We start from the raw sequence: 23,514 nt of genomic DNA, 5'->3' as shown, positions 1-23,514 counted from the left end.
AAATCCGTGTAGGAGCCGCGCCCCGCGGCGAATGGGCATGTAGCGTAGCCCGAACCTGTGGGAGCGGCTTCAGCCGCGAAACCGCTGCGCCGCATTCATCGCGGATAAATCCGCTCCTACATCCGATGTATGCCCTCCCACTCACGAGGCACTGCCATGTCTGCCGCTCACCCCGTAAAGTGTTCGTCCTTACCCTTTGCGCCGGTGAACCAGGACAGGATGAAACGCTACGAAAAATTCGCCGACGAGATTGCCGAGCTGATTCGTACCGGCGTGCTCGGCCCTGGCGAGAAGGTGCCCTCGGTGCGCCATGCCAGCCGCACCTACGGCGTCAGCCCGTCCACCGTGTTCCAGGCCTACTACCTGCTGGAAGATCGCGGCCTGATCCAGGCGCGCGCCCGTTCCGGTTACTTCGTCCGCGAACACGCCAAACGCCCGCTGCACGAACCGGAACTGACCGCCCACGCCGCGCAAACCACCGAAGTCGATGTCAGCGAACTGGTGTTCTCCGTGCTCGCCTCGCTCAAGGACCCGCATACCGTACCCTTCGGCTCGGCCTTCCCCAGCCCGGATCTGTTTCCGCTGCCGCGTCTGGCCAAGAGCATGGCGCACGCGCTGCGCATGCTCTCGCCGCACGAGATCATCGCCGACATGACCGCCGGCAACGCCGACCTGCGCCGGCAGATCGCCCTGCGCTACATGGTCAGCGGCGTGATGCTGCCGATGGAGGAGCTGGTGATCAGCAACGGCGCCCTGGAGGCGCTCAACCTCTGCCTGCAGTGCGTGACCCAACCGGGCGACCTGGTGGCCATCGAGTCCCCCACCTTCTACGCCTGCCTGCAGGTGCTGGAGCGACTGCAGCTCAAGGCCGTGGAAATCCCCGTGCACCCGCGCGAGGGCATCGACCTGGGTGCCCTGTCAGAGAGCCTCAAGCAACTGCCGATCAAGGCCTGCTGGTTCATGAGCAGCCTGCAGAACCCGCTCGGCGCCAGCATGAGCGAGACCAAGAAGCAGGCGCTGTATGAGCTGCTGGTCGAGCATCAGGTACCGCTGATCGAGGACGACGTGTACGCCGAGCTGTACTTCGGCAGCCACCCGCCCAAACCGGTGAAGAGCTTTGACCGCGAAGGGCTGGTGATGCATTGCAGCTCCTTCTCCAAGAGTCTGGCGCCGGGTTATCGCATTGGCTGGGTGGCCGGCGGGCGCTATGCCGAGCAGATCGCCCGGCTCAAGCTGATGACCACTATCTCGCCGTCAGTGCCGGCACAGGCGGCGCTGGCCGACTACCTGCAGCACGGTGGCTACGACCGTCACCTGCGCAAGCTGCGCCACGCCCTGGAAATGCAGCAGAGCGCGATGCTCGCCTCCGCCGCCCGACACTTTCCCGCCAGCACGCGGGTCACGCGACCTTCGGGTGGCTACTTCCTCTGGTTCGAATTCCCCGAACGCCTGGATTCGCTACAACTGCTGCGCCTGGCCCTGGCCCAGGGCATAAGCCTGGCGCCGGGGCCGATCTTCTCCGCCAGCCAAGGCTTTCGTCACTGCGCGCGGCTGAACTACGGCCACCCCTGGAACCCGCGCAGCGAACAGGCCATGGAGGTACTCGGGCGCCTGGTGGCGGGATTGCTCTGACGCCTGGTACGCATGGCGCACCCTACAGGCTGTTGTAGCCCGGATGTAATCCGGGGCGATTCCTGCATCTGCCCCGGATTTCATCCGGGCTACGGTCTACACAGTGCTCTGCGTAGGGTGGATGACGCTGTTTTCATCCACCACCCAGGCACCCACGGTGGATCGGTCGGGCCGCGCAGGTAAAGCGCGATCCACCCTACCGACTGGCTACTTCCACCAGTACTCCACCTGCACGCCGAAGTTGGAGCCGTTGCGCGCGCTGCCGAAGGCGCCGTTCTCGGACAACGCCGAGCCGTCGGCCAACAGGTTGGCGGCCTGCTGCGCAGCGCGGTTCCAGCTGGCGTAGGTGTAGTACAGGCGAATTTCCGGACGTTCCCAGAAACCGGGTCCCGATGGTGACCAGGTCGGGGCGATGGTGAACTTGGTCAGCTTACGCGTACCACCGGGCGCCTCGACCTGGTCGCGGCCGATCTCGCCGACCAGCTTGAACTGCTCGGTAAAGGCGTAGCTGGTGCGGCCACCGATGGACAGCCAGTTCTGATCCGCACCGTCCGGGCGCTTGTCCTTCTGGTAGACCAGTTGCACCTGACCGCCGAGGCGCGGGGTCATCTGGAAGTCGAAGAATTCCACCAGGCGCCAGCTGCGGTTACTGCTGTCGAGCGTCGGGTCGCCGGTATAACCCAGACCGGTACCCGGCCCGCGCCCGTATTGCAGGGCAACGGTGTTGACCCCGCCGAGGAAATCCTGCTGCTTGTGTTGTGCGCTCACCGCCCAGCCGCTGTTGGCGTCGGTGCTGTCCGGCTTGTCGATGTAGCTGACGCCCACTTCCAGCTCGCCGCCGGGGTTGACCTGGAAGCCACCGACGTTGAAATCGTGGCGGTTGATGTAGGGCTCCTGGTCGTAGTTGTCCTTGCGCGAGAACACGTAGCTGTACTTGAGGTCGCCGATCTTCATCTCGTCGATACCAAAACCAGTGGCGCTCTGGTTCCAGTAGTAGAAGTCGGTGATGTGGATGTCGTTACGCTTGTAGAAGCGGCGACCGGCCCACAGCGAACCGCCATTGAGTGCCGGCATGTTGCTCCACTCGGCGTACATCTGGTTCATCCGCGCGAAGCCGTAATCGCCGGTGAATTTCGGCGTATGACCGTACTGATTGTAGAGCTGGGCCATGCCCTCGACGCTGATCACCGAGCCGTCATCCAGGCGAAACAGGTCCTGGCGCAGGTCCAGTTCGATGTACTGCTCGCACTCGTTGCCCAGACGGTACTTGGACTGCGCGCCCGGTAACTGGAAGCACTGCTGTGTGCCGCCGGTATCCGCCCCGCCGATACCGCTGCGCACATAACCGCTGAACTCGAGGGCCTGTACCTGCGGCGTGGCCAAAGCCAGTGCCAGCAGGCAGGGAACGCCGACAGAACAGGTGAGGGTTTGCTGTGTGGTCTTCATCGTTGCTCCTGATTGTTTTTATTGAGCGATGCTGCGGATTACCGCCGCAGCGACGGTTTTTACGTTGCCTTGATGCACCCCGTAGCCCGGATGCAATCCGGGGTTTATTGGCAGCCCCCGATTTAATCCGGGCTACACGGCTAACCGAGCTTGAACTGGGCCACCTTGTTGTCAGTGGCCTCACGCTTTCCCGGACGCAGGCGCTCGCCGCTGGCGGCGTCGAACAACAGCACGCGCGCCGGATCGAACTGCAGATCGAGGCTGGCCCCGGCTTGCGGCGCGGCGTCCGGCGCCAGGCGGCAGCACACCTTGGTCTGGTTGAGGCTGACGAACACCAGGGTGTCCGGCCCGGTCGGCTCGACCACCTCGACCTCGGCGCGCAGGCTCGGCAGCGTCGAGCCGGCGCCTGCCAGCTGGATCTGCTCGGGACGCACGCCGAGAATCAGCTCGCGCCCTTCCATCTCGGCCGCGGCGCCAAGCGGCAGCTCGCAGCGCGCCTGCCCGGAATCGAGCAGCCCAAAGCACTGGCCGTCGCGTACCTGCAGACGCAGTGGGATGAAATTCATCGGCGGCGAACCGATGAAGCTGGCGACGAACTGGTTGGCCGGGTCGTTGTAGATCTCTTGTGGGGTGCCGAACTGCTGGATGATGCCGTCCTTCATCACCGCCACCTTGTCACCCAGGGTCATGGCCTCGATCTGGTCGTGGGTGACGTACACCGTGGTGGTCTTCAGACGCTGGTGCATCAGCTTGATTTCGGTACGCATCTCCACGCGCAGTTTGGCGTCGAGGTTCGATAGCGGTTCGTCGAACAGGTAGATCTTCGGCCGCCGCGCCAGCGCCCGGCCCATGGCCACGCGCTGCTGCTGGCCGCCGGAGAGCTGCCCGGGCTTGCGCGTCAGCAGATGCTCGATCTGCAGCAGCTTGGCCACCCGCGCCACCTCGGCCTCGATCTCGGCCGGCGGCAACTTGCGCATCTTCAGGCCGAAGGCGATGTTGTCCTTCACCGTCATGGTCGGGTACAGCGCGTAGGACTGGAACACCATGGCGATATCGCGATCCTTCGGGCTCATGCCGCTGATGTCGGCGCCGTCGACCAAAATCGCCCCGCCGCTGATGCTTTCCAGGCCGGCGATGCAGTTCATCAGGGTGGATTTGCCGCAGCCGGAGGGGCCGACCAGAATCAGGAACTCGCCGGAGTCGATGGCCAGTTCGATGTTCTTCAGGGTGTCCGCCAGGCCGCTGCCGTAGGATTTGTTGACGTTGCGCAGTTCGAGGGTAGCCATGTCATTTCTCCACTTTGAAAGCGTCGCGAGCGAAGGTCAGGCAAGGCGGAGTCAGGCGAGGAAGCGGAGTTTAGGCCGCTAAATGAGCATTCCGAGCCTGAATCCAACGCAGCATGACCGAGCGCAGTAGCTTTCAGCCTTTAACGGCGCCGGCCGTCAGGCCGCGCAGGAAGTATTTACCGGCCAGGATGTAGACCAGCAGGGTGGGCAGCCCGGCGATCATCGCCGCGGCCATGTCAACGTTGTATTCCTTGGCCCCGGTGCTGGTGTTGACCAGGTTGTTCAGCGCCACGGTGATCGGCTGAGTGTCGCCGCTGGCGAACACCACGCCGAAGAGGAAGTCGTTCCAGATCTGGGTGAACTGCCAGATCAGGCAGACCATGATGATCGGCACCGACATCGGCAGCAGGATGCGTCCGAAGATGGTGAAGAACCCCGCGCCATCGAGGCGCGCGGCGCGTACCAGCGCCTCGGGAATGCTCACGTAGAAGTTGCGGAAGAACAGCGTGGTGAAGGCCAGGCCGTAGACCACGTGCACCAGCACCAGGCCTTCGGTGGTGTTGGCCAGGCCGAGCTGGCCGAGGGTGAAGGAGGCCGGCAGGAGGATCACCTGGAACGGCAGGAAGCAGCCGAACAGCAGCAGGCCGAAGAACAGCTGCGAGCCGCGAAAGCGCCACATGGCCAGCACGTAGCCGTTCAGCGCGCCGAGCAGGGTGGAGATCAGCACCGCCGGGATGGTGATCTTCACCGAGTTCCAGAAGTAGCCGCCGACGCCGTCCCAGGCCTTGACCCAGCCGATCAGGGTGAACACGTCCGGGATCGACAGCAGGTTGCCGCTGCGGATGTCGTCGGGGGTCTTGAAGCTGGTCAGCAGCATCACCAGCAGCGGCACCAGGTACACGGCGCAGGCCAGGATCAGGGTGGTGTGGATGGCCAGGCGGCTGAGGCTAACTGCCCTCATCCGGCGCTTCGCGCCACCTTCTCCCGGGGGGAGAAGGGCATCGGAAGATCGTCGCTGCGCGACGCTCGCACTAGTCATGGCGTTTGCCTCGCAGTTCGGAATACAGGTAGGGCACCAGGATCGCCAGCACCGCGCCGAGCATCAGCATTGCGCTGGCGGCGCCGAGGCCCATCTGGCCGCGGGTGAAGGTGTGGGCGTACATGAACATCGCCGGCAGGTCGGAGGCGTAACCGGGCCCGCCGGCGGTCATCGAGGCGACCAGGTCGAAGCTCTTGATGGCGATATGGGCGAGGATCATCAGCGCGCTGAAGAACACCGGGCCCAGGCTCGGCAGGACGATGCGCAGGTAGATGCTCGGCAGGCTGGCGCCGTCGACCTGGGCGGCGCGGATGATCGATTGATCAACGCTGCGCAAGCCGGCGAGAAACAGCGCCATGACGAACCCCGAGGACTGCCACACCGCGGCCATCACCAGGCAGTAGACCACGCGCTCCGGGTCCACCAGCCAGTCGAAGCGAAAGCCCTCCCAGCCCCAGTCACGCAGCAGCTTGTCCAGGCCCAGGCCGGGGTTGAGCAGCCACTTCCAGGCGGTGCCGGTGACGATCATCGACAGCGCCATGGGGTAGAGAAAGATGGTGCGGATAAAGCCTTCGCGGCGGATGCGCTGATCCAGCAGCACCGCCAGCAGCACGCCGATGGCCAGGCTGATGGCGATGAACAGGCCACCGAAAACCAGCAGGTTCTGGCTCGCCACCCACCAGCGATCGTTGTCCCACAGCCGCGCGTACTGTTGCAGCCCGACGAAGTTGTAGCTGGGCATGAAACGCGAGTTGGTGAACGACAGCAGGAAGGTCCAGCCGATATAGCCGTAGAACCCCACCAGCACGATGACCATGCTCGGCGCCAGCACCAGCTTGGGCAGCCAGCGCTGCAGGACGTCCAGCGGTGAGGCTTTGGTGATGACTGCGTTTGAACTCATGGTTGACTCCGTTGCGTGCTGCGTTGATGCGTAAAACATCCGTAGCGGACCCGTAGGGCGTACTCGCGAAGCAGTACGTCGGCGATTACAGCCAGCGCGCATAGCCGGCGGACTGTTCGCTGCGCTCCTGAGTCCGCCCTACCGACTGCCAGTTGCCCTGCCCCGACACCTGAATCTCGGCGCGGCCGATCCCGTGACGCGTGCCTGTGGGCATGCGCCAGGGATAGAAGGCTTGAAACAGGCGGGTTGCACCCGCCCTACGGCAAGGCCCGGCTACGCGGCCCCGTCACTCACTGCACCGCCTGGATCGCCGCCGCCAGTTGCTGGGCGGCGCGCTTGGGGTCGGCCTTGGGGTCGTTGAAGAAGTTGGTCACCACGTCGAACACCGCGCCCTGCACGTAGCTGGAAGCGGCCATGCCGTGGGCCAGGCTCGGCTGCAGACCACCATCGGCAGCGGCCTCCTTGAAGTCGGTCATGGACTTCTGCGCGCAGGCGTCGAAGCTGCTCATGTCCTGATCCATGCGCACCGGGATCGAGCCCTTGTTCTGGTTGAAGAATTCCTGGAACTCGTTGCCCATCACCGTCCGTGCCAGGTCTTCCTGGGCCTTGCGGTTGTCGGCGTTGTTCAGTTTGAACATCGCCAGCGAGTCGATATTGAAGGCGAAGCTGCCCTGGGTGCCAGGGAAGGCCAGACATTCGTAGTCCTTGCCGGCGACCTTGCCGGCGGCGGTCCACTCGCTCTTGGCCCAGTCACCCATGATCTGCATGCCGGCCTTGCCGTCGATCACCAGTCCGGTGGCGCTGTTCCAGTCGCGCCCAGCGGCGTCGGCATCGATATAGCCACGCAGTTTCTGCAGGGCGGCGAATACCTCGACCATCTTGTCGCCGGTCAGAGTCGCGCGATCCTGCTCGACGAAGGCCTTGCGAAAGCCCTCGGGGCCAAGAATGCTGAAGGCCAGATCTTCGAACACGGTGCCGTCCTGCCAAGGCTGGCCGCCGTGGGCGATGGCGATGAAGCCAGCCGCCTTGAGCTTGTCGGCGGCAGCGAAGAATTCGTCGAGAGTGGTCGGCGGCGTGGCGCCAGCCTTTTCGAACACTTGCGGGTTGATCCACAACCAGTTGACCCGATGCACGTTGACCGGCACCGCCACGTAGTCGCCCTGATACTTCATGACCTCGATCACCTGGGGTGGCAGCAGCTCGTCCCACTTCTGCTCGGCAGCGACGTCGTTGAGGTCGGCAAGCAGGCCCAGTTCGCCCCACTCCTGGATATCCGGGCCCTTGATCTGCGCCGCGGCGGGCGGGTTGCCGGACACGGCGCGGGTCTTCAGCACGGTCATGGCCGCTTCACCACCGCCGCCGGCCACGGCGAAATCCTTCCATTTGTGGCCCTGGGCTTCGACCAGTTTCTGCAGGGTATCGGCAGCGCGCTTTTCACCACCGGAGATCCACCAGTGCAGCACTTCGACTTCACCGGCAGTGGCGGACAGGGGCAGCAGAACAGCGAGGGAGATGGCACAGGACAGGCGAGAGATCGCTTTCATGGGATAAGACACCTTGTTGTTGTTATTCGCGAGCAAGTCGTGGTGCTTGCATTGCGAACGAGTCTACCCAGCCCCCAGAGCCCTGGGGGTAACAAAGGGTATTGGATAGTCACCAGGTCGTTACAAAGCGCCGCGAGCCGGTGACATGCAGCGCAGCGGCGCGCGCGCTGCAGTTGTGCGGCGCGGCTCACGGCTGCGCTCAACGGCTCTGGCGCGGCAACCAGAGGGTGACGCGCAGCCCTCCATCGCGCAGGTTACGCAGGCTCAGTTCGCCGCCATGGCTGTGCGCCAGGTTGCGCGCGATACCGAGGCCCATGCCGTAGCCCTGCTGCTGGCTGGCCAGACGGAAATGCGGCTCGAACACTTGCTCGAGCTTCTGCTCGGGCACGCCCGGCCCCTCGTCATCGACATGCAGGACGAACGCCTCGGCGTCGTCTTCGATGTGCAGGTGCGCGCGCTCGCCGTACTTCAGGGCGTTGTCCAGCAGGTTGCCAATGCAGCGGCGCAGCGCCAGCGGCTTGCCGGGATACAGATCACGCGCTGCGCCATCGAGGGTCACCCGGCCCGAGCCGAGGTAGGGTTCAGTCAACCCATGCAGCAGGTGGTTGAGGTCCACCGGCTCGATGTTCTCGTGGATGTCGGTGTCCTTCACGCATTGCAGCGCGCCTTTGACCAGCAGCTCCAGATCGTCCAGGTCGCGGCCGAACTTGCTTTGCAGGCTTTCGTCGTCGAGCAGTTCGACACGCAGGCGCAAGCGCGTGATGGGTGTGCGCAGGTCATGGGAAATGGCGCTGAACAACTGGCTGCGCTCGGTCAGGTAGCGGCTGATGCGTTCGCGCATGGCGTTGAACGCGCGGGCCACCTCTACCACCTCGCGACCGCCGCCCTCGGCCACCGGCTCCACCTCGGCGCCCAGCGACATATGCCGAGCGGTACGTGCCAGGCGCTTGAGCGGACGACTCTGCAGGTGCACCAGCAAGCCGATGAACAGCAGCAGGAAGGCCGTGGTCAGGAGGATGAACCACAGCTGCTGGGTCGGCAGTATGGGTTCCTCCAGGCTGGTGTAGGGCTCAGGCAGCAACGAGGCGATGTACAGCCACTCCCCTGGTGCCAGCTGGATCTGCGTCACCAGCACCGGAGGATTGACCGGCTCCAGAGTCAGCGCGTAATGCGCCCAGGAGCGCGGCAGTTCGTCGAGCTTCAGGCCGCCGTTGAAGATGCGCAGATCATCCGGGCTGACGAAGGTCACCGAAATGTCGGCGGCATTGCCCAGCGCCTGGCGCAGCACTTCGGTCACCGATTCGGTCACCGCCTGCTTGCGCGGCGTGGTCGGCAGCAACTTCATCTGTAGCGGTCGGTCATTGAGGCTGACCACGAAACGCGTACCGCCCATGCTGCGCAACTGGTCGAGCACCAGCGGCCGATAGTTCACTGGCAGCGAACGGAAGTAACGCACGCTGGCCGACATCGAATGCGCCAGGCTGCGCGCCGTGGTGACCAGGCCTTCGAGCTGGGTGGCGCGCAGTTGCGACAGCCAGATCACGCTGGAGAGGGTCTGCGCCGCGAGGATCGCCAGCAGAGTGAGCAGCAGCATGCGCCCGAGCAGCGAGCGCGGCAGCCAGCGCCGCGGGTTAACGCCCATCGCCGGCCTGCAGGCTGACCGTGGCCGCCAGTTGGTAGCCACTGCCGCGTACGGTGCGGATCAGCCGCGGCGGCTTGTCGGTGTCACGCAGGCGCTGACGCAGACGACTGACAGCCATGTCGACGATGCGCTCGAGCGGCATCACCTCACGGCCACGGGTGGCATTGCCGATGGTGTCGCGGTCGAGAATCTGCTGCGGGTGGTCGAGAAACAGCTTGAGCAGGGCGAAGTCGGCGCCGGACAGAATCACCTCCTCGCCGTCGCGGTGGAACAGGCGGTGGCTGACCATGTCCAGGCGCCAGTCATCGAAGGCCAGCACCTCGCCACTGCGTTCCTGGGTGAATTGCGCACGACGCAGCAAGGCCTTGATTCGCGCCAGCAGCTCGCGCGGGCTGAACGGCTTGCCAAGATAGTCATCGGCGCCCAGTTCCAGGCCGATCACGCGGTCGGCTTCGTCGGAGCTGGCGGTGAGCATGATCACCGGCACCTGGGCGAAGCGCTGGTGTTCACGCACCCAGCGGCACAGGCTGAAGCCGTCCTCGTCGGGCAGCATCACGTCGAGGATGACCAAGTCGGCCGACTCCGCACACAGGCTCTGGCGGAAGGCGGCACCGTCGGCCACGGCGCGCACCTGAAAGCCGACGCGGCTCAGGTAGGTCTCGAGCAGTTCGCGAATTTCCTGGTCGTCATCGACCAACAGAATCGATTTGCCGGGCTGGCTCATGGTCCGCCACCTTTGTTGTTATGGCTGTGTAGCCCGGATGAAATCCGGGGTGCTATCAAGGGTTCTCCCGGATTGCATCCGGGCTACGCTCCGCCGCCTGTTGCAAGGCCACGCCGGCGCCGGTCAGGCCGGGGTACTCGGCCGTCACCAGCCACACCGGAATGCCGTCAAGGTAATGGCTCATGCAACCCTTGTCGCGGAAACTCTTGGCAAAACCGCTGGCAAGAAAACGCTCGGCAAAACGCGGCACCACCCCTCCAACGATATACACCCCACCGCGCGCGCCCAGGGTCAGAACGTTGTTGCCAGCAGCGCGGCCGAGCCAGCAACTGAACTGTTCCAGCACCTCGGCGGCGACGGGCTCGCCGGCCATGCCTGCGCTAGTGATGGCCGCTGGCGTCGCGTGCTGCAAAGGCTGACCGTCCAGCTCACAGATGGCCCGATACAGCACCAGCAGACCATTGCCACTGAGCACGTCTTCGGCGCGCACATGGCCCAGTTGCCGATAAAGAATTTGCCAGAGCTCGGCCTCACGCGGGCTGCCGATGGGTAGATCAACGTGGCCGCCCTCGCCCGGCAGCACCAGCCAGCTGCCATCTGCTTGCGCGAGCAGCGTACCGACGCCCAGACCAGTGCCGGCGCCGATCACCAAGGCCGGACGGTCTGCCTGCGGCTCGCCTGGGCATACCTGCACGCGCTCATGCTCGGCGATGCGGGTCATGCCCAGGGCCATGGCGGAGAAGTCGTTGATCATCAGCAAGCGGTCGATCTGCAATGCCTCGCAGAACGCCGTACGGTCGATACGCCAGTGATTGTTGGTGAAACGGAACAGGTTGCCGCTGACCGGCCCGGCGCAAGCCAGGCACACCGAGCCGATGGAACCCGGCTGAAGGCCCAGGGCGTGCAGATAGGCGACGATGGCCTGTTCCGGCCCTGCGAAATCGGCGGTCGGCAGAACCTGCACCGCCTCCAGTTGCTCGTCACGCCACAGGGCAAAGCGTGCGTTGGTACCACCGATATCGCCGACCAGAGCCAGTTTCACGAGAACGTCTCCTGAGCGAAGGCCGTTCGCTGATCGGCAACTGCAGAAAAGTGAGGATGCATAGCATCGACTCCAAACCCGAATTATTTTTGTAGTTCAGACAACGCACACCACAGTAAACCCGAAAATTACGCCTATCAAGCCAGCTAAAGTTGTAATAACAACAATATTCAATGCCAACTCAAAACCCTCGACCCGCACAACAGATTCAGCCCTCGGCATGATCCCGGACAATATCGGCGGCGTCGCTGCGACCTAGACTCGCACCAGCGCATGGCGGGTTTCACCCGCCCTACTGGTCACCCGCACGGAGAGCTGCAGCATGTCACCCGATATCGTCATCGTCGGCGCCGGCCCGGCCGGCCTGTGTCTGGCACGCGCCCTGTCCGGGCATGGCCTGTCCATCGTGGTGCTGGAGCGCCAGGCCGAGCAGGCACTGGCCGAACCGGCCTTCGATGGCCGCGAGATCGCCCTCACCCATGGCTCGCAGGCGCTGCTCGAACGCCTCGGCCTGTGGGCGCGCCTGCCCAGCGAAGAGGTTGCCGTGCTGCGCGACGCCCAGGTGTTCAACGGCCCCTCGCTGTTCGCGTTGAAGATCCGCGCCGAACAAGCCGGCGCCGAGCGCCTCGGCCATCTGGTGGCCAACCAGGCCATTCGCCGCGCCGCCTATCAGGCGCTAAGCGCATGCGCCGATGTGCAATTGCTGTGCGGAACCAGCGTGCGCGCCATCGAGCAAAGCCAGAACGAGATGAAGCTGGTGCTGCAGGATGGCCAGGTGCTGCAACCGCGCCTGCTGGTCGCTGCCGACAGCCGCTTCTCGGAAACCCGCCGCCAGCTCGGCATCGGTGCGCAGCTCAAGGACTTCGGCAAGACCATGCTGGTGTGCCGCATGCAGCACGAACAGGATCACCAACAGATAGCCTGGGAATGGTTCGGCTATGGCCAGACCCTCGCCCTGCTACCGCTAAACGGCCGGCAGTCGTCGGTGGTGCTGACCCTGCCACCGCACGAAATAGAACGCCTGCAGAAACTGGACGAAGCGATCTTCACCCGCGAGATGGAAAAGCGCTTCGACCGCCGCCTGGGTACCATGCAACTGGTCAGCAGCCGACACACCTATCCGCTGGTGGGCGCCTACGCACGACGCATGGTCGGCAACCGCTGCGCCCTGCTCGGCGATGCCGCCGTGGGCATGCATCCGGTCACCGCACACGGCTTCAACTTCGGCCTGATCGGCGTGCAACTGCTCAGCGACGCACTGCTGGCCGCTCATGGCAAACGCCAGGACATCGGTGCGCCTGCGCCATTGGCGCGCTACGAGCGCCAGCTACGCCTGGCCACCTGGCCGCTGTACCAGGCCACCAACCTGCTGGTGGAGCTGTACACCAATGATCAGCTGCCCGCCCGCCTGCTGCGCGGCGCTGGCCTGCGCGTGGCACAGGGCCTGCTACCGCTGAAGAAGGGCATCGCCCGTCATCTGACCGCTCGCGCCTGATCAATCACACCCACTGATCATTACGCTTGCGCTTGACCCGCAGCATGGTCGGCAGAATCAGCCCGAGCAGCAGCCCGGCACCAGCGATGCTGCCGCCATAGGCCATGTAGCGCATCAGCACCTGCTGCTGTTCTTCACCCAGTTGCGCCTGGGCATCGCGTAGCTGCGAACGGGTAGTGGTCAGCTCGGCGTCCAGCGCGCCACGGGCGGCCTGCAGCTCGTCGATGAGCTTCTTGCGCGAGTCCAGGGTTTCCTGCATGCCTTGCACACGCGCCTTCCAGGCCTCGTCGATGCCTTTGAGCTCAGCGCTGAGGTCAGCGACTTTCTGTTCCAGTTGCGGCAGACGCTCGGCCTGGCCTGGCACCGACTGCAGGTCGCGGCTGGGAATCCAGACGCTGCTGCCGCTGGCGCTACGCACCTGGCTGTAGTCGCCCTGGGTGCGCAACAGCTCCACTTTCTCCCCGGAAACCAGGGTGCCGACGATACGGTAGCCATCGGTAGGGCCACTGCGCACGTAGGTATTGAGGCTGTCGCTGACCCAGCGCTGGTTGCCAGACGTCTCTTCGGCCAGAGACGGTTGTGCGCCGCCGAGCAGGCCACCGAGCAGCAGGCAGGCACCGAGAATGCGAGGTTGAAATGGAGTATGACGAGATAAAAACATGGGGCGATCTTCACGTGGCAGTCAGACGAACCCGGCGAACGGGATGGACGTTGCCGGCCACGCGCTGAACAAAACGCTCGAGCATGATTCAGGCAGAATCCGCGACGTAGACGCCACGCTAGCGGCCAATAGCCATCTATTTCTGCCGGTATGGGCCGACAGCAGACAGACATTGGCCGCTTGCCTGGAGTTCACTCCAGGCAGGAGATGGTAGATGGACGGAAGGTGGCGTCAGCCGTTGTGGCGCTGGACGAAGGTAGAGAAATCCACCAACGGCATCGGCCGGCCAAGCAGATATCCCTGGAACTGAGTGCAACCGTTGTCCGCCAGAAACCTATGCTGCGCCTCAGCTTCCACGCCCTCGGCGATCACCGTCATGCCCATGCTCTGCCCCAGAGCGATCACCGTGCGCACGATGGTTTCGCTGTTGGCATCGGTGAGCACGTCGCAGATGAACGACCGGTCTATTTTCAGTTTGCTCAGCGGCAGGCGCTTGAGGTGGCTGAGGGAAGAAAAGCCGGTACCGAAGTCATCCAGCGAGAAGCGCACGCCATGTTCGACCAGCGCCGTCATCTTGCGCGTGAGGTCTTCCATGTCATGCACGATCAGCGTTTCGGTCAACTCCAGTTCCAGGCGCCGGGCATCGATACCGTGGTGCTCGATCAGACCGAGAATTTCGGCGACGAAACTGCTTTGCGAGAACTGCTTCTGGCTGATGTTCACCGCCAGGCCCAGGTCGCCGAAGAGCGGGTCATCTTTCCATTGCCGCAAGCGCGCGGCCGTTTGCTCCAGCACCCACAGGCCAATGGGGATGATCAACCCGGTGTTCTCGGCGTGATCGATGAACTCACCCGGCGCCAGCAAACCACGCTGTGGGTGCTGCCAGCGAATCAGCAATTCGGCACCGATCACCCGGTTGGCGTCATTGAGCTGCGGTTGGTAATACAGCACGAACTGCCGCTCACGCACGGCCGCGCGCAGGTCACGATCCAGCTCCGAGCGCTCGGCGGTATCGCTTTGCAGGATGTGCAGGAGCAGGAAAAACAGCGCCATGGCGGAAACGCCCTGCACCCAGGAGCCGACGATACGCACGTCGTCCGGCAACGCATAGAGATCGGTGGGCCGCCAGTTGGACGCGGCCAGTGCAACGAACAGCAGCAGACAGAGCAGGCACATGCCGTAACGCAGCCACAGGGGCTCATCGCGGAAGGCCATCAACACGCCGACAGCCACCGGTAGCAGATAGAGATGTGTCGCACGCGGCGCCATGAGGGTCGGCGGGTCGAGCAGCAGGGTCGAAGCGACGACGATAAGGATCAGCGCACCGAACAGAATCAGGTTGGCGCTGCGGGCCTGGTTGCGCAGCGTCAGGGCGAAGACCGCCACACCGCTGAGGATGATGGTCACATCCATGATGACGATGGCCCAATAGCCGCGAGAGGAAAAGAACAGCCCCCAGAGCAGGCCCATCACGATCATCACCAGACTCGACAGCATGCGCATGCGGCGCTCACGGCGCTGACCGACCAGAGCCAGGTCTGCACCATGCCAGAGTTTGCGAACGCGCCTGCCGAAGCTCGAGAGTGATGGCATGGTGAAATCCTGATCCGATCACTTCATTCTTGAAGCTGCCTGGCCGAATGCAAGTTTCCCAGATGTTTTTAATGCAGCCAGTACGCCTCACTGGCCAAGCGTTCGGCCATCAAGTCCATCGGACTCCGCCATGGTGATACCCCTCCCACCGCCTACAGCGCCCCCGTGCGCTGCTATTGCCCCACCTAACGCCGCGCCAGACGCGCCGCTCATATGAACGGTAAGGCCCACCTTCGCGCCCCGCATCTATACAAAAACTGTACAACTTTATTTTTGTACATATATTGGATTCAAACAGGGCTCGTACAACGCTTGCACACCTTGCTCCAGGCCTGCTTGCCACGACCGACGTCAGCCCAAACAAGCTGCGCAATCCGGCAACACTCTCTCCCCTTTTTTGGTTGCCGGATTTTTTTACTCAACGCCCGTCGCCGCCGGGCTCCGAATCAACGGCTGGACGCGGCCCCCGTCAGCCGCCTCAGAGGCAACGACCATGGCCACCCTGATTCGACCTCTGCCCCCTGCCGTATTGCTGTTTTTGCTGCTGCTCGGCCAGCCAGTGCAGGCCACCACCCAGGACGGCTGGCGTGAACAACTACCGCAGGCCAGTCTGGTGGGTAGCGGCGACTTCAGCTGGTTCGGCTTCTCGGTCTACAACGCCAAGTTGTGGAGCCCAGTGCAGCGCGTGGATTTCTCTCAGCCCTTCGCCCTGGAACTGACCTACCGGCGCAGCATCAGCCGGGAAACCCTGGTCGATACCAGCCTCGACGAAATTCGCCGGATCAACGGCGAGCCCCTCGACAGCGAACAGCAAAGCGTCTGGACGAAACAGATGAGCCAGGCGTTCGTCGACGTGAAGGATGGCACGCGCATCACCGGCGTATTCCTGGCCGGCGAGGGCTGCCGCTTCTACGTCGACGGTGAGTTGCAGCACGTGATCGACGACCCGGAGTTCGCCCGCGCCTTCTTCTCCATCTGGCTCGACCCGCAGACCCGCAGCCCGAAACTGCGTGCCGCCCTGCTTGGCCTTAACCCATGAGGTACTACATGAAAGCCCTATTGATCGTGCTGAGCAGCCTGCTGCTGATCAGCTGCGGCCAGGTCCCGGTCGAGCGTTACGCCAACGAGAAACCCGTGCTGGATCTGCCCACCTACTTCTCCGGGCCGGTGCAGGCCTGGGGCATGTTCCAGGATCGCTCCGGTGAGGTGATCAAGCGCTTCCACGTCGATATCCAGAGCCGCCGCGAGGGCGACAAGCTGATCCTCGACGAGCGCTTTCTGTACAGCGACGGCACCCGTCAGCGCCGGGTCTGGACCCTGACCCCGGACGGCGAAGGACGCTGGATCGGCACCGCTGACGATGTGATCGGCGAAGCCATCGGTGAAGTGGCCGGCAACGCCCTGCGCTGGCGTTATCACCTCAACCTGCCGGTGGACGATACAACCTATGTCGTTTACTTCGACGACTGGATGTACCTGATGGATGACGAAACCCTGATCAACCGCTCAGCCATGAGCAAGTTCGGCATCGAGCTGGGCCAGGTCACGCTGTTCTTCCGTCGAGGCACTGCCACACCATGACCCTGCACAGCCTGGGCAACGGCTACAAGGCGCTGGTGATTGGCGCCAGCGGCAGCATTGGCCAGGCCTTCTGCCGGTTACTGCGCGCCGACCCAAACTGCGCCAGCGTGCGTGAGCTGAGCCGCAGCAGCTCACCTGCGCTCGATCTCGAAACTCCCACCAGCATCGCCGAAGCTGCAGCCGCACTGGCCGGCGAAGCACCGTATCAGTTGATCCTGCACACGGCCGGTCTGCTGCACCGCGACGGTATCGCACCAGAGAAAAGCCTGGCTGCCATCGAGGCCGATGCGCTGCAGGCGGTATTTCAGGTCAACGCACTGGGACCGGCGCTGGTGCTGCGCCACTTTCTGCCTCTGCTGGACAATCAGGGTGCCATGGCCATGCTCTCGGCCAAGGTCGGCAGCATCGGCGACAACCGCCTCGGTGGTTGGTACGCCTACCGTGCATCCAAGGCGGCGCTGAACATGCTGATCAAGACCGCCGCCATCGAATTGGCACGCAGCAAGCCCAAAGCTCGACTGCTCAGCCTGCATCCCGGCACAGTGATTTCGCCGCTGTCACAGCCCTTTCGCGGCGCCAGCGCTGCGCGTCCGGCCGAACTGGCCGCCGCTGAAATGCTGCGGGTGATCTATGCGCTGGGGCCCGAGCACAGCGGCAGCTTCCACGCCTACGACGGCCAACCACTGCCCTGGTAGCACCCCCTACAAGCCACCGAACAGGTCGAAGGAGTCCAGCAGACGCCAGGCGATTTCCGGCCTTTTCTCCATGGCCCGGCGGATCGCCGCCGGAATGCTCTGCCGGGTTTTGCGACACAGCCCTGGATGAGTATCAAAATGCATGTGGATGCCGCGCATGCTGCGCACCTCGCCATGGGCCGGCTCGATATGCAGGCGAATGCCCAACTGCTCGAACATGCGCTGTTGCATGCGCTCAAGGTCTTCCAAGCTCTGCAGGTTTTCCAGGCGTTCGAGCAGGCGCTGCTCCTCCTGCCGGGTCAACAGCAGCACGCGGGTATCGGCACCCGGCCTGTCCAGCAGTTCATCACGCTGGCAGTCGCAAGCGCCTGGCGGGCAAGGATTTCGGAGCAGCAGCGGCGAATTCATGGCCCTGATCATAGCCATAGCGAAACGCGCTGCCCATCCACGGCTATCGGCCGACTTGCCAGTAACGCAGACTCCGTTAAGCTCACAGCATTTCCCCCGATGCAAGGATCACCATCATGCTGCGCCTCACTACTCTTGCCGCTGGCCTGCTGCTCTCGGCCAACGCCTTCGCGCTGTCCCTCTCCGATCTGAGCCAGCAGGACGCCAGCGGCGGCCTGAAAGACGCGCTGATCCAGGGCGCCCAGGAGGCCGTCAAGCAACTGGGCACGCCCGGCGGATTCAGCAACAACCCGGACGTGCGCATCGAGCTGCCCGGCAAACTCGGCAAAGCCGCCAAGACCATGAAGATGATGGGCATGGGCGCCCAGGTCGATCAGCTCGAAGCGAGCATGAACAAGGCTGCCGAAGCCGCCGTGCCACAGGCCCAGGCGCTGCTGGTCGACGCGGTGAAGAAGATGACCGTGGCCGATGCCAAATCAATTCTCAGCGGCCCGCAGGACTCGGCCACCCAGTACCTGAACAAGAGCAGCCGCGAACAGATCCGCGCCAAGTTCCTGCCCATCGTCAAGCAGGCCACCGACCAGGTCGGTCTGGCCCAGCAGTACAACGCCTTCGCCGGCCAGGCCGCCAGCTTTGGCGTGGTCGACGCCAAGAGCAGCACGGTGGAAAGCTACGTGACCGAACAGGCACTCGATGGCCTGTTCGAGATGATTGCCAAGCAGGAAGCCAGCATCCGCCAGAACCCGGCCGGTGCCGCTACCAGCCTGGCGAAGAAGGTGTTCGGCGCGCTCTGAGAAGAGCCCTTGACGCAGCCTGAGTAGGAGCCCCGCCCCGGGGCGAAGCCTTTGGCTTTGCGGTGATCTTTCGATTCGCCGCGAGGCGCGGCTCCTACGGGGTGATGTGACCTGCGGGTTATCCGTTTTTGGCCATAGCACGCCGCCCTGATTCGCGGCAGGGTGCCGCTCACATTCGCTACGTCAGCACTTAACTGTCCCCACCAGCGGTGCGTTTGCGCTTAGGGCAGACAAAGCTTGTCCAACGCGGGCCTGGCGAAGAAAAAGCCCTGCATGTAGCGGATACCAAGCTCGATCAGCGCATCACGCTCACCAACACTTTCGATACCCTCGGCGATGATGCGAATGCCCAGGCGCTGCGCGACCAGCACGATACCGGCGACGATGGCCTGGCGCACCGGGTCCTGATCGATGCCGCGGGTCAGGGCCATGTCCAGCTTGAGCAGGTGCGGTTGGAATTCGGCCAGCAGATTGAGCCCGGAGTAGCCCGCGCCAAAATCGTCGATGGCGGTGGTGAAGCCCTGCTTGCCATACTCGGCGAAGATCCGCTTGAGGTGCTCCGCATCATGGATCTGCTCGCCTTCGGTCACCTCGAACATCAGCCGTTCGCGCGGGAAGTCAAAGCGCTGCGCCGCCTCCAGCGTGGCGCGAATGCAGGTCTCGGCGCGATACACCGCATTGGGCAGGAAGTTGATGCTGAGCAGACAATCCGGAATATCGAGCAGCCCGAGCTTCGCAGCCCGCTCGATGGCCTTGACCCGGCAGGCCTGATCGAAACGGTAGCGGTTGCCATCGTTGACCCGTCCGAGAATCTCCCCCGCCGACTCGCCGTTGACACCACGCACCAGCGCCTCGTAGGCGAAGGGTCGCTGCTCCTCGACATCCAGAATCAGCTGAAAGGCCATGGTGAAGTCGAACCCCAGTGCCTCGGGGTTGCGACACTCGGCGCAGCCCACAGCCCGAAATGGCTGAGGAAAGATGCTCTGACTGACAATACCCATAGGCGCTTCCTTATAGAACAAGACGTGGAGACTCCGTCATTGTCATCCTAGTCAAAAACGAAAGGAAGCCACCTGTTTTTCCAGCAACAACGCCAGTTGCTGCAAGCCTTGTGCGGTACGCGATGTATCGGCCACCGCCTCACTGTTCTCCATCGACATCTGTGCGATGCGCTCGACATTGCGCGCCACGTCCTGACTGGCGACCGTCTGCTCACGCAGCGCCAGGGAGATCTGATCCACCACACCGACCACGCTGGTGGCTGCGTGGGACTGCTCCTGAGTGGACACCGACAGCTGGCTGGCGGCGCTGGAGATGTTCTGCGCGGCGCCGACCAGTTGTTCGGCGCCGCCGGCTCCGGCAGAAGCCGACGGCGAAGGAGGGCATAACCCAAAACGAAAGCCCCGCCGGGCTTTTGGCCGGGCGGGGCTTTCGGTTGCCGTTACCGATCAGGCGCAGGCGGCTTGCATCTGCCGATGCGTGTCGATGAGGTGCTGCACCACGCCAGGATCGGCCAGCGTGGAGATGTCGCCGAGGGAGTCGTATTCGGCGGTAGCGATCTTGCGCAGGATGCGGCGCATGATCTTGCCCGAGCGAGTCTTCGGCAGGCCAGGCGCCCACTGAATGACGTCCGGCGTGGCAATCGGACCAATCTCCTTACGCACCCAGTTCTTCAGCTCCTGACGCAACTGCTCGGAAGACTCCTCGCCAGCGTTCAGGGTGACGTAGACGTAGATGCCCTGACCCTTGATGTCGTGCGGTACGCCAACCACCGCGGCCTCGGCCACTTTCGGGTGGGCGACCATGGCGCTTTCCACTTCGGCTGTGCCCATGCGGTGGCCGGAGACGTTGAGCACATCATCGACGCGACCGGTGATCCACCAGTAGCCATCTTCGTCGCGGCGCGCACCGTCACCAGTGAAGTACATGCCGCGGAAGGTCTTGAAGTAGGTGTCGACGAAGCGGTCGTGGTCGCCGTACAGGGTACGTGCCTGACCCGGCCAGGAATCGATGATCACCAGGTTGCCCTCGGCAGGGCCTTCGATGATGTTACCCAGGTTGTCCACCAGCGCCGGCTGCACGCCGAAGAACGGCCGTGCGGCGGAGCCCGGCTTCAGGCCGTGAGCACCTGGTAGCGGGGTCATCAGGCAGGCACCGGTTTCGGTCTGCCACCAGGTATCGACGATCGGGCAGCGGCTCTGGCCAACGTTCTCGTAGTACCACTGCCAGGCTTCCGGGTTGATCGGCTCACCCACAGACCCCAACAGACGCAGGCTGGAACCATCGGCACCTTCGACTGCGGCCTTGCCCTCAGCCATCATGGCGCGGATCGCGGTCGGCGCGGTATAGAGGATGTTGACCTTGTGCTTGTCGACGATCTGCGCCACGCGACGCACGTCCGGATAGTTCGGCACGCCCTCGAACATCAGGGTAGTGGCGCCGTTGGACAGCGGCCCGTAGACGAGGTAGGTGTGGCCGGTGACCCAGCCGATGTCGGCGGTGCACCAGAAGACCTCGCCCGGACGGTAGTCGAACACGCGTTCATGGGTCAGCGAAGCGTAGGTCAGGTAACCGCCGGTGGTGTGCAGCACGCCCTTGGGCTTACCGGTGGAGCCGGAGGTGTAGAGGATGAACAGGGCTTCTTCAGCACCCATTTCCTTCGGCGCGCAGACGCTGCCAGCGACCTTCATCAGGTCTTCGTACCAGATGTCGCGATGCTGGTTCCACTTGATGTCGGAGCCGGTGCGTTTGACCACGATGATCTTCTGCACGCTGGCGGTTTCCGGGTTGGTCAGCGCATCGTCGACGTTGGCTTTCAGCGGCACCTTGCGGCCACCACGCAAGCCCTCGTCGGCGGTGATCACCACCTTGGACTTGCAGTCGATGATGCGGCCAGCCAGCGCTTCCGGGGAGAAGCCGCCAAAAACCACGGAATGGATGGCGCCGATGCGCGCGCAGGCGAGCATCGCCACCACGGCTTCGGGAATCATCGGCATGTAGATGGTGACGACGTCACCACGGTGCACGTCCTGCCCACGCAGGGCGTTGGCGAACTTGCTCACCTCTTCGTGCAGTTGGCGATAGGTGATCTCGCGGTGCTCGGAAGGATCGTCGCCTTCCCAGATGATCGCGACCTGGTCACCACGCTCTTCCAGATGACGGTCGAGGCAGTTGTAGGAGACGTTCAGGGTGCCATCGGCGTACCACTTGATATCGACGTGGTGGTCATCGAAGGTGGTTTGCTTGACCTTGGTGTAGGGCTTGATCCAGTCGATCCGCTTGCCCTGCTCGCGCCAGAAACCCTCGGGGTTGACCACGGACTGTTGGTACATGGCCTTGTACGTGGCCTCGTCAGTGAGGGTCCGCGCGGCCACTTCGGGACGCACAGGGTAAAGAGACGCAGCACTCATGGAATCACCTCGACGGGGAGTTGTTTTTGTATGGTGCCTTTTGTATCCCCCGACCCTTCGTGAGGCCATTCGACCATGGTCTTACCGCTCTAAGACCATCGTCTTGAAGCCCTGCCTGGCATATGGCGAGCCAATTCGACAGCGTCATGGATATGTCGCGACGAAGCAAAAAAACCCGGCACAAGGCCGGGCACAGAGGTAGACACAATTGCTCAGCTCATCCCCAGCCAGTTCGGCAATGCCATGGACACGGCCGGGATGTAGGTGATGATCATCAGGAAGCTCAGCAGCAGCGCTTCCATTTCCTTGCCATCGCCATACAGCGAGGAGTTGGCGTAGACATCGACCTTAACCTTGCCGGCCAGACGCTCCTCCACCAGCTTCTTGAACAGCAGCGCGCCCTGGCCCTTCGGCGTGCTGTCGGCGGTGATATGGGAAAACTTGATCAAGATCGGGGCGGTCGGCTGCGACTCGGCTGCGTGTGCCGAGAGTGCGCCGAGAGTGCGCAACCGGCAAGCACACCGGCCAGGCCACGACGGACGAAATAAAACTTCATGGAAGGCTCCTGTTGTTTTTGTCTGAGCGTCGAGGGAGAAACCCTTCGATTGGCCCGGACTCTACTGCGCCCTCCCCCACGCTGAAATTCACATTTGAACAACCGAGCCTTCGGCATTCACGAAGGCAGTGTTGAAAGATCCTCTGTTGATGAGCTGTTACGCAGATGGTCGAGCATCTGCTTCGCGGTCAGCGAAAGGTTGTCCTGGTTACGCACCGCCACCTTGAGTTCGCGCCGAGCCCAGGGATCGTGCAGCGGGATCACTCGCACATCGAGCGCCGGCAAATAGGTACGCACCGCCAGGTCCGGCAACACACCGACGCCCATGCCAGTGTGGATCATCCGGCAAATGGCCTCGAAGCTACGCACCTGAATGCGCAGGCGCAGGGCCACGCCCTGGCTGTGCGCCGAATGTTGCAGCAGGCTGTGCAAGGACGCGTCCTGCTGCAGGCCGATGAAGTCGTAGCCCACCGCCTCGCGCAGGAACAGGCCGTCGCGCTCGGCCAGCGGATGTTCGCGCGGGGTAACCAGCGCCAGTTGGTCATGGCGGTAGGTGAATACCTGCAGATCCTCGGCCGGCACATGCCCGGCGAAGATGCCGATATCGGTCAGGCCCTCGCGTACGGCGCGGATGGTCTCGCTGCTGACCCGCTCCTCCAGGTCGATCTTCACCTGCGGGTGCAGGCGGCTGAAACTGGCCAGATCCTCGGGCAGAAACTCGATCACCGCCGAGGTGTTGGCGTGGATGCGCACATGGCCTTTCACCCCTTCGCTGAACTCGCTGAGATCGGCGTTGAGCTGCTCGAGGTTGTCCATCATGTTGCGCGCGTGATGCAGCAATGCGTGGCCCGCCGGGGTCAGTTCGACGCCCTTGGGCTGGCGATAGAGCAAAGCGATGCCCAGCTGGTTTTCCAGGTCGCTGACGCGCTTGCTCACTGCGGCAAGAGCCAGGTGCTCGCGTTCGGCGGCGCGGGTCAGGCTGCGCTCGTCGGCGATGGCGACGAACAGCTTGAGGGTGACGAAATCGATGCGGCGCATGAGGGTCTCCATTTCGTGCCTGGCGAA

At 63.5% G+C, this 23,514-nt stretch carries 20 protein-coding genes and 2 pseudogenes; 6 read left to right on the top strand and 16 right to left on the bottom strand.

The annotated features are described in order from the left end of the window. The first annotated feature begins 219 nt into the window (after positions 1–219). The gene (gene mapR / locus PSOLE_RS15175; protein ID WP_074861040.1) at positions 220–1,632 is read left to right on the top strand and encodes a GntR family transcriptional regulator MpaR; all 1,413 of its coding nucleotides are present in this window, start codon (positions 220–222) and stop codon (positions 1,630–1,632) included. Positions 1,633–1,839: 207 nt separating this feature from the next. Here the strand turns inward: mapR and PSOLE_RS15170 are convergent, their stop codons facing one another. From PSOLE_RS15170 to PSOLE_RS15135, 8 genes are all read right to left on the bottom strand, one after another. After that, the gene (locus PSOLE_RS15170; protein WP_074861038.1) at positions 1,840–3,078 is read right to left on the bottom strand and encodes a maltoporin; all 1,239 of its coding nucleotides are present in this window, start codon (positions 3,076–3,078) and stop codon (positions 1,840–1,842) included. 140 nt (positions 3,079–3,218) lie between these two features. Continuing rightward, a complete protein-coding gene (locus tag PSOLE_RS15165) occupies positions 3,219–4,364 on the bottom strand; it encodes an ABC transporter ATP-binding protein (protein WP_074861035.1) in 1,146 nt (381 codons plus the stop codon). A 133-nt stretch (positions 4,365–4,497) separates the two neighbouring features. Further along, positions 4,498–5,325: a carbohydrate ABC transporter permease gene (locus tag PSOLE_RS15160; protein WP_074861032.1), complete on the bottom strand. Its 828-nt coding sequence runs from the start codon at positions 5,323–5,325 to the stop codon at positions 4,498–4,500. A gap of 70 nt (positions 5,326–5,395) precedes the next feature. Continuing rightward, entirely contained in the window at positions 5,396–6,304 is a 909-nt protein-coding gene (locus PSOLE_RS15155) for a carbohydrate ABC transporter permease (RefSeq protein ID WP_017674830.1), read from the bottom strand. Between the two features lie 290 nt (positions 6,305–6,594). Then, positions 6,595–7,848 (bottom strand): ABC transporter substrate-binding protein, encoded by a 1,254-nt coding sequence (locus PSOLE_RS15150; RefSeq protein ID WP_088339323.1) that lies wholly within the window; start codon positions 7,846–7,848, stop codon positions 6,595–6,597. Between the two features lie 199 nt (positions 7,849–8,047). Continuing rightward, entirely contained in the window at positions 8,048–9,490 is a 1,443-nt protein-coding gene (locus PSOLE_RS15145) for an ATP-binding protein (RefSeq protein ID WP_074861025.1), read from the bottom strand. Further along, positions 9,480–10,214 carry a response regulator gene (locus tag PSOLE_RS15140; protein ID WP_017674833.1) on the bottom strand — a complete coding sequence of 245 codons (735 nt, stop codon included), beginning with the start codon at positions 10,212–10,214 and terminating at the stop codon, positions 9,480–9,482. Before PSOLE_RS15140 ends, PSOLE_RS15145 begins: the two co-directional genes overlap by 11 nt. A 55-nt stretch (positions 10,215–10,269) precedes the next feature. After that, positions 10,270–11,256 (bottom strand): glucokinase, encoded by a 987-nt coding sequence (locus PSOLE_RS15135; protein ID WP_045735051.1) that lies wholly within the window; start codon positions 11,254–11,256, stop codon positions 10,270–10,272. Positions 11,257–11,578: 322 nt separating this feature from the next. On the opposite strand from PSOLE_RS15135, the gene ubiM reads away from it, so the two are divergent. After that, complete coding sequence (gene ubiM, locus PSOLE_RS15130) at positions 11,579–12,751, top strand: 5-demethoxyubiquinol-8 5-hydroxylase UbiM (protein ID WP_074858461.1); 1,173 nt, start codon at positions 11,579–11,581, stop codon at positions 12,749–12,751. A gap of 4 nt (positions 12,752–12,755) precedes the next feature. Here the strand turns inward: ubiM and PSOLE_RS15125 are convergent, their stop codons facing one another. After that, the gene (locus PSOLE_RS15125; RefSeq protein ID WP_074858464.1) at positions 12,756–13,412 is read right to left on the bottom strand and encodes a TIGR04211 family SH3 domain-containing protein; all 657 of its coding nucleotides are present in this window, start codon (positions 13,410–13,412) and stop codon (positions 12,756–12,758) included. Positions 13,413–13,643: 231 nt separating this feature from the next. Continuing rightward, complete coding sequence (locus PSOLE_RS15120; RefSeq protein WP_074858468.1) at positions 13,644–15,005, bottom strand: putative bifunctional diguanylate cyclase/phosphodiesterase; 1,362 nt, start codon at positions 15,003–15,005, stop codon at positions 13,644–13,646. A 493-nt stretch (positions 15,006–15,498) separates the two neighbouring features. On the opposite strand from PSOLE_RS15120, the gene PSOLE_RS15115 reads away from it, so the two are divergent. Genes PSOLE_RS15115 through PSOLE_RS15105 form a run of 3 tightly spaced genes read left to right on the top strand, consistent with a single transcriptional unit; the run spans position 15,499 to position 17,281 of the window. Next, entirely contained in the window at positions 15,499–16,044 is a 546-nt protein-coding gene (locus PSOLE_RS15115) for a chalcone isomerase family protein (protein WP_074858470.1), read from the top strand. Between the two features lie 8 nt (positions 16,045–16,052). Continuing rightward, a complete protein-coding gene (locus tag PSOLE_RS15110) occupies positions 16,053–16,586 on the top strand; it encodes a DUF3833 domain-containing protein (protein ID WP_074858472.1) in 534 nt (177 codons plus the stop codon). Beyond that, positions 16,583–17,281: an SDR family NAD(P)-dependent oxidoreductase gene (locus PSOLE_RS15105; protein ID WP_074858475.1), complete on the top strand. Its 699-nt coding sequence runs from the start codon at positions 16,583–16,585 to the stop codon at positions 17,279–17,281. The genes PSOLE_RS15110 and PSOLE_RS15105 overlap by 4 nt, the downstream gene beginning before the upstream one ends. Positions 17,282–17,287: 6 nt before the next feature. On the opposite strand, the gene PSOLE_RS15100 is transcribed toward PSOLE_RS15105, so the two are convergent. Then, positions 17,288–17,689, bottom strand: coding sequence for a hypothetical protein (locus PSOLE_RS15100; protein ID WP_074858479.1), 402 nt, complete (start codon positions 17,687–17,689; stop codon positions 17,288–17,290). A 116-nt stretch (positions 17,690–17,805) separates the two neighbouring features. On the opposite strand from PSOLE_RS15100, the gene PSOLE_RS15095 reads away from it, so the two are divergent. Further along, on the top strand, positions 17,806–18,483 hold the full coding sequence (locus PSOLE_RS15095; RefSeq protein WP_074858484.1) for a DUF4197 domain-containing protein: 678 nt from the start codon (positions 17,806–17,808) through the stop codon (positions 18,481–18,483). 221 nt (positions 18,484–18,704) lie between these two features. Here PSOLE_RS15095 and PSOLE_RS15090 read toward each other — a convergent pair whose 3' ends face one another. The 5 genes and pseudogenes from PSOLE_RS15090 to PSOLE_RS15070 form a co-directional block, all read right to left on the bottom strand. Beyond that, positions 18,705–19,484, bottom strand: coding sequence for an EAL domain-containing protein (locus PSOLE_RS15090; RefSeq protein ID WP_074858489.1), 780 nt, complete (start codon positions 19,482–19,484; stop codon positions 18,705–18,707). Positions 19,485–19,535: 51 nt separating this feature from the next. Further along, positions 19,536–19,742, bottom strand: a pseudogene (locus PSOLE_RS15085) (methyl-accepting chemotaxis protein); the annotation flags it as partial. A 189-nt stretch (positions 19,743–19,931) separates the two neighbouring features. Beyond that, a complete protein-coding gene (gene acs / locus PSOLE_RS15080) occupies positions 19,932–21,893 on the bottom strand; it encodes an acetate--CoA ligase (RefSeq protein WP_074858492.1) in 1,962 nt (653 codons plus the stop codon). 266 nt (positions 21,894–22,159) lie between these two features. Beyond that, positions 22,160–22,402, bottom strand: a pseudogene (locus PSOLE_RS15075) (C4-dicarboxylate ABC transporter); the annotation flags it as partial. Between the two features lie 164 nt (positions 22,403–22,566). Then, complete coding sequence (locus PSOLE_RS15070) at positions 22,567–23,487, bottom strand: LysR family transcriptional regulator (protein ID WP_074858496.1); 921 nt, start codon at positions 23,485–23,487, stop codon at positions 22,567–22,569. Positions 23,488–23,514: the final 27 nt, after the last annotated feature.

The organism is Pseudomonas oleovorans subsp. oleovorans (genome assembly GCF_002197815.1).
Taxonomy (GTDB): Bacteria; Pseudomonadota; Gammaproteobacteria; order Pseudomonadales; family Pseudomonadaceae; genus Aquipseudomonas; species Aquipseudomonas oleovorans.
This window is presented reverse-complemented; position numbering and strand designations above follow the sequence as displayed.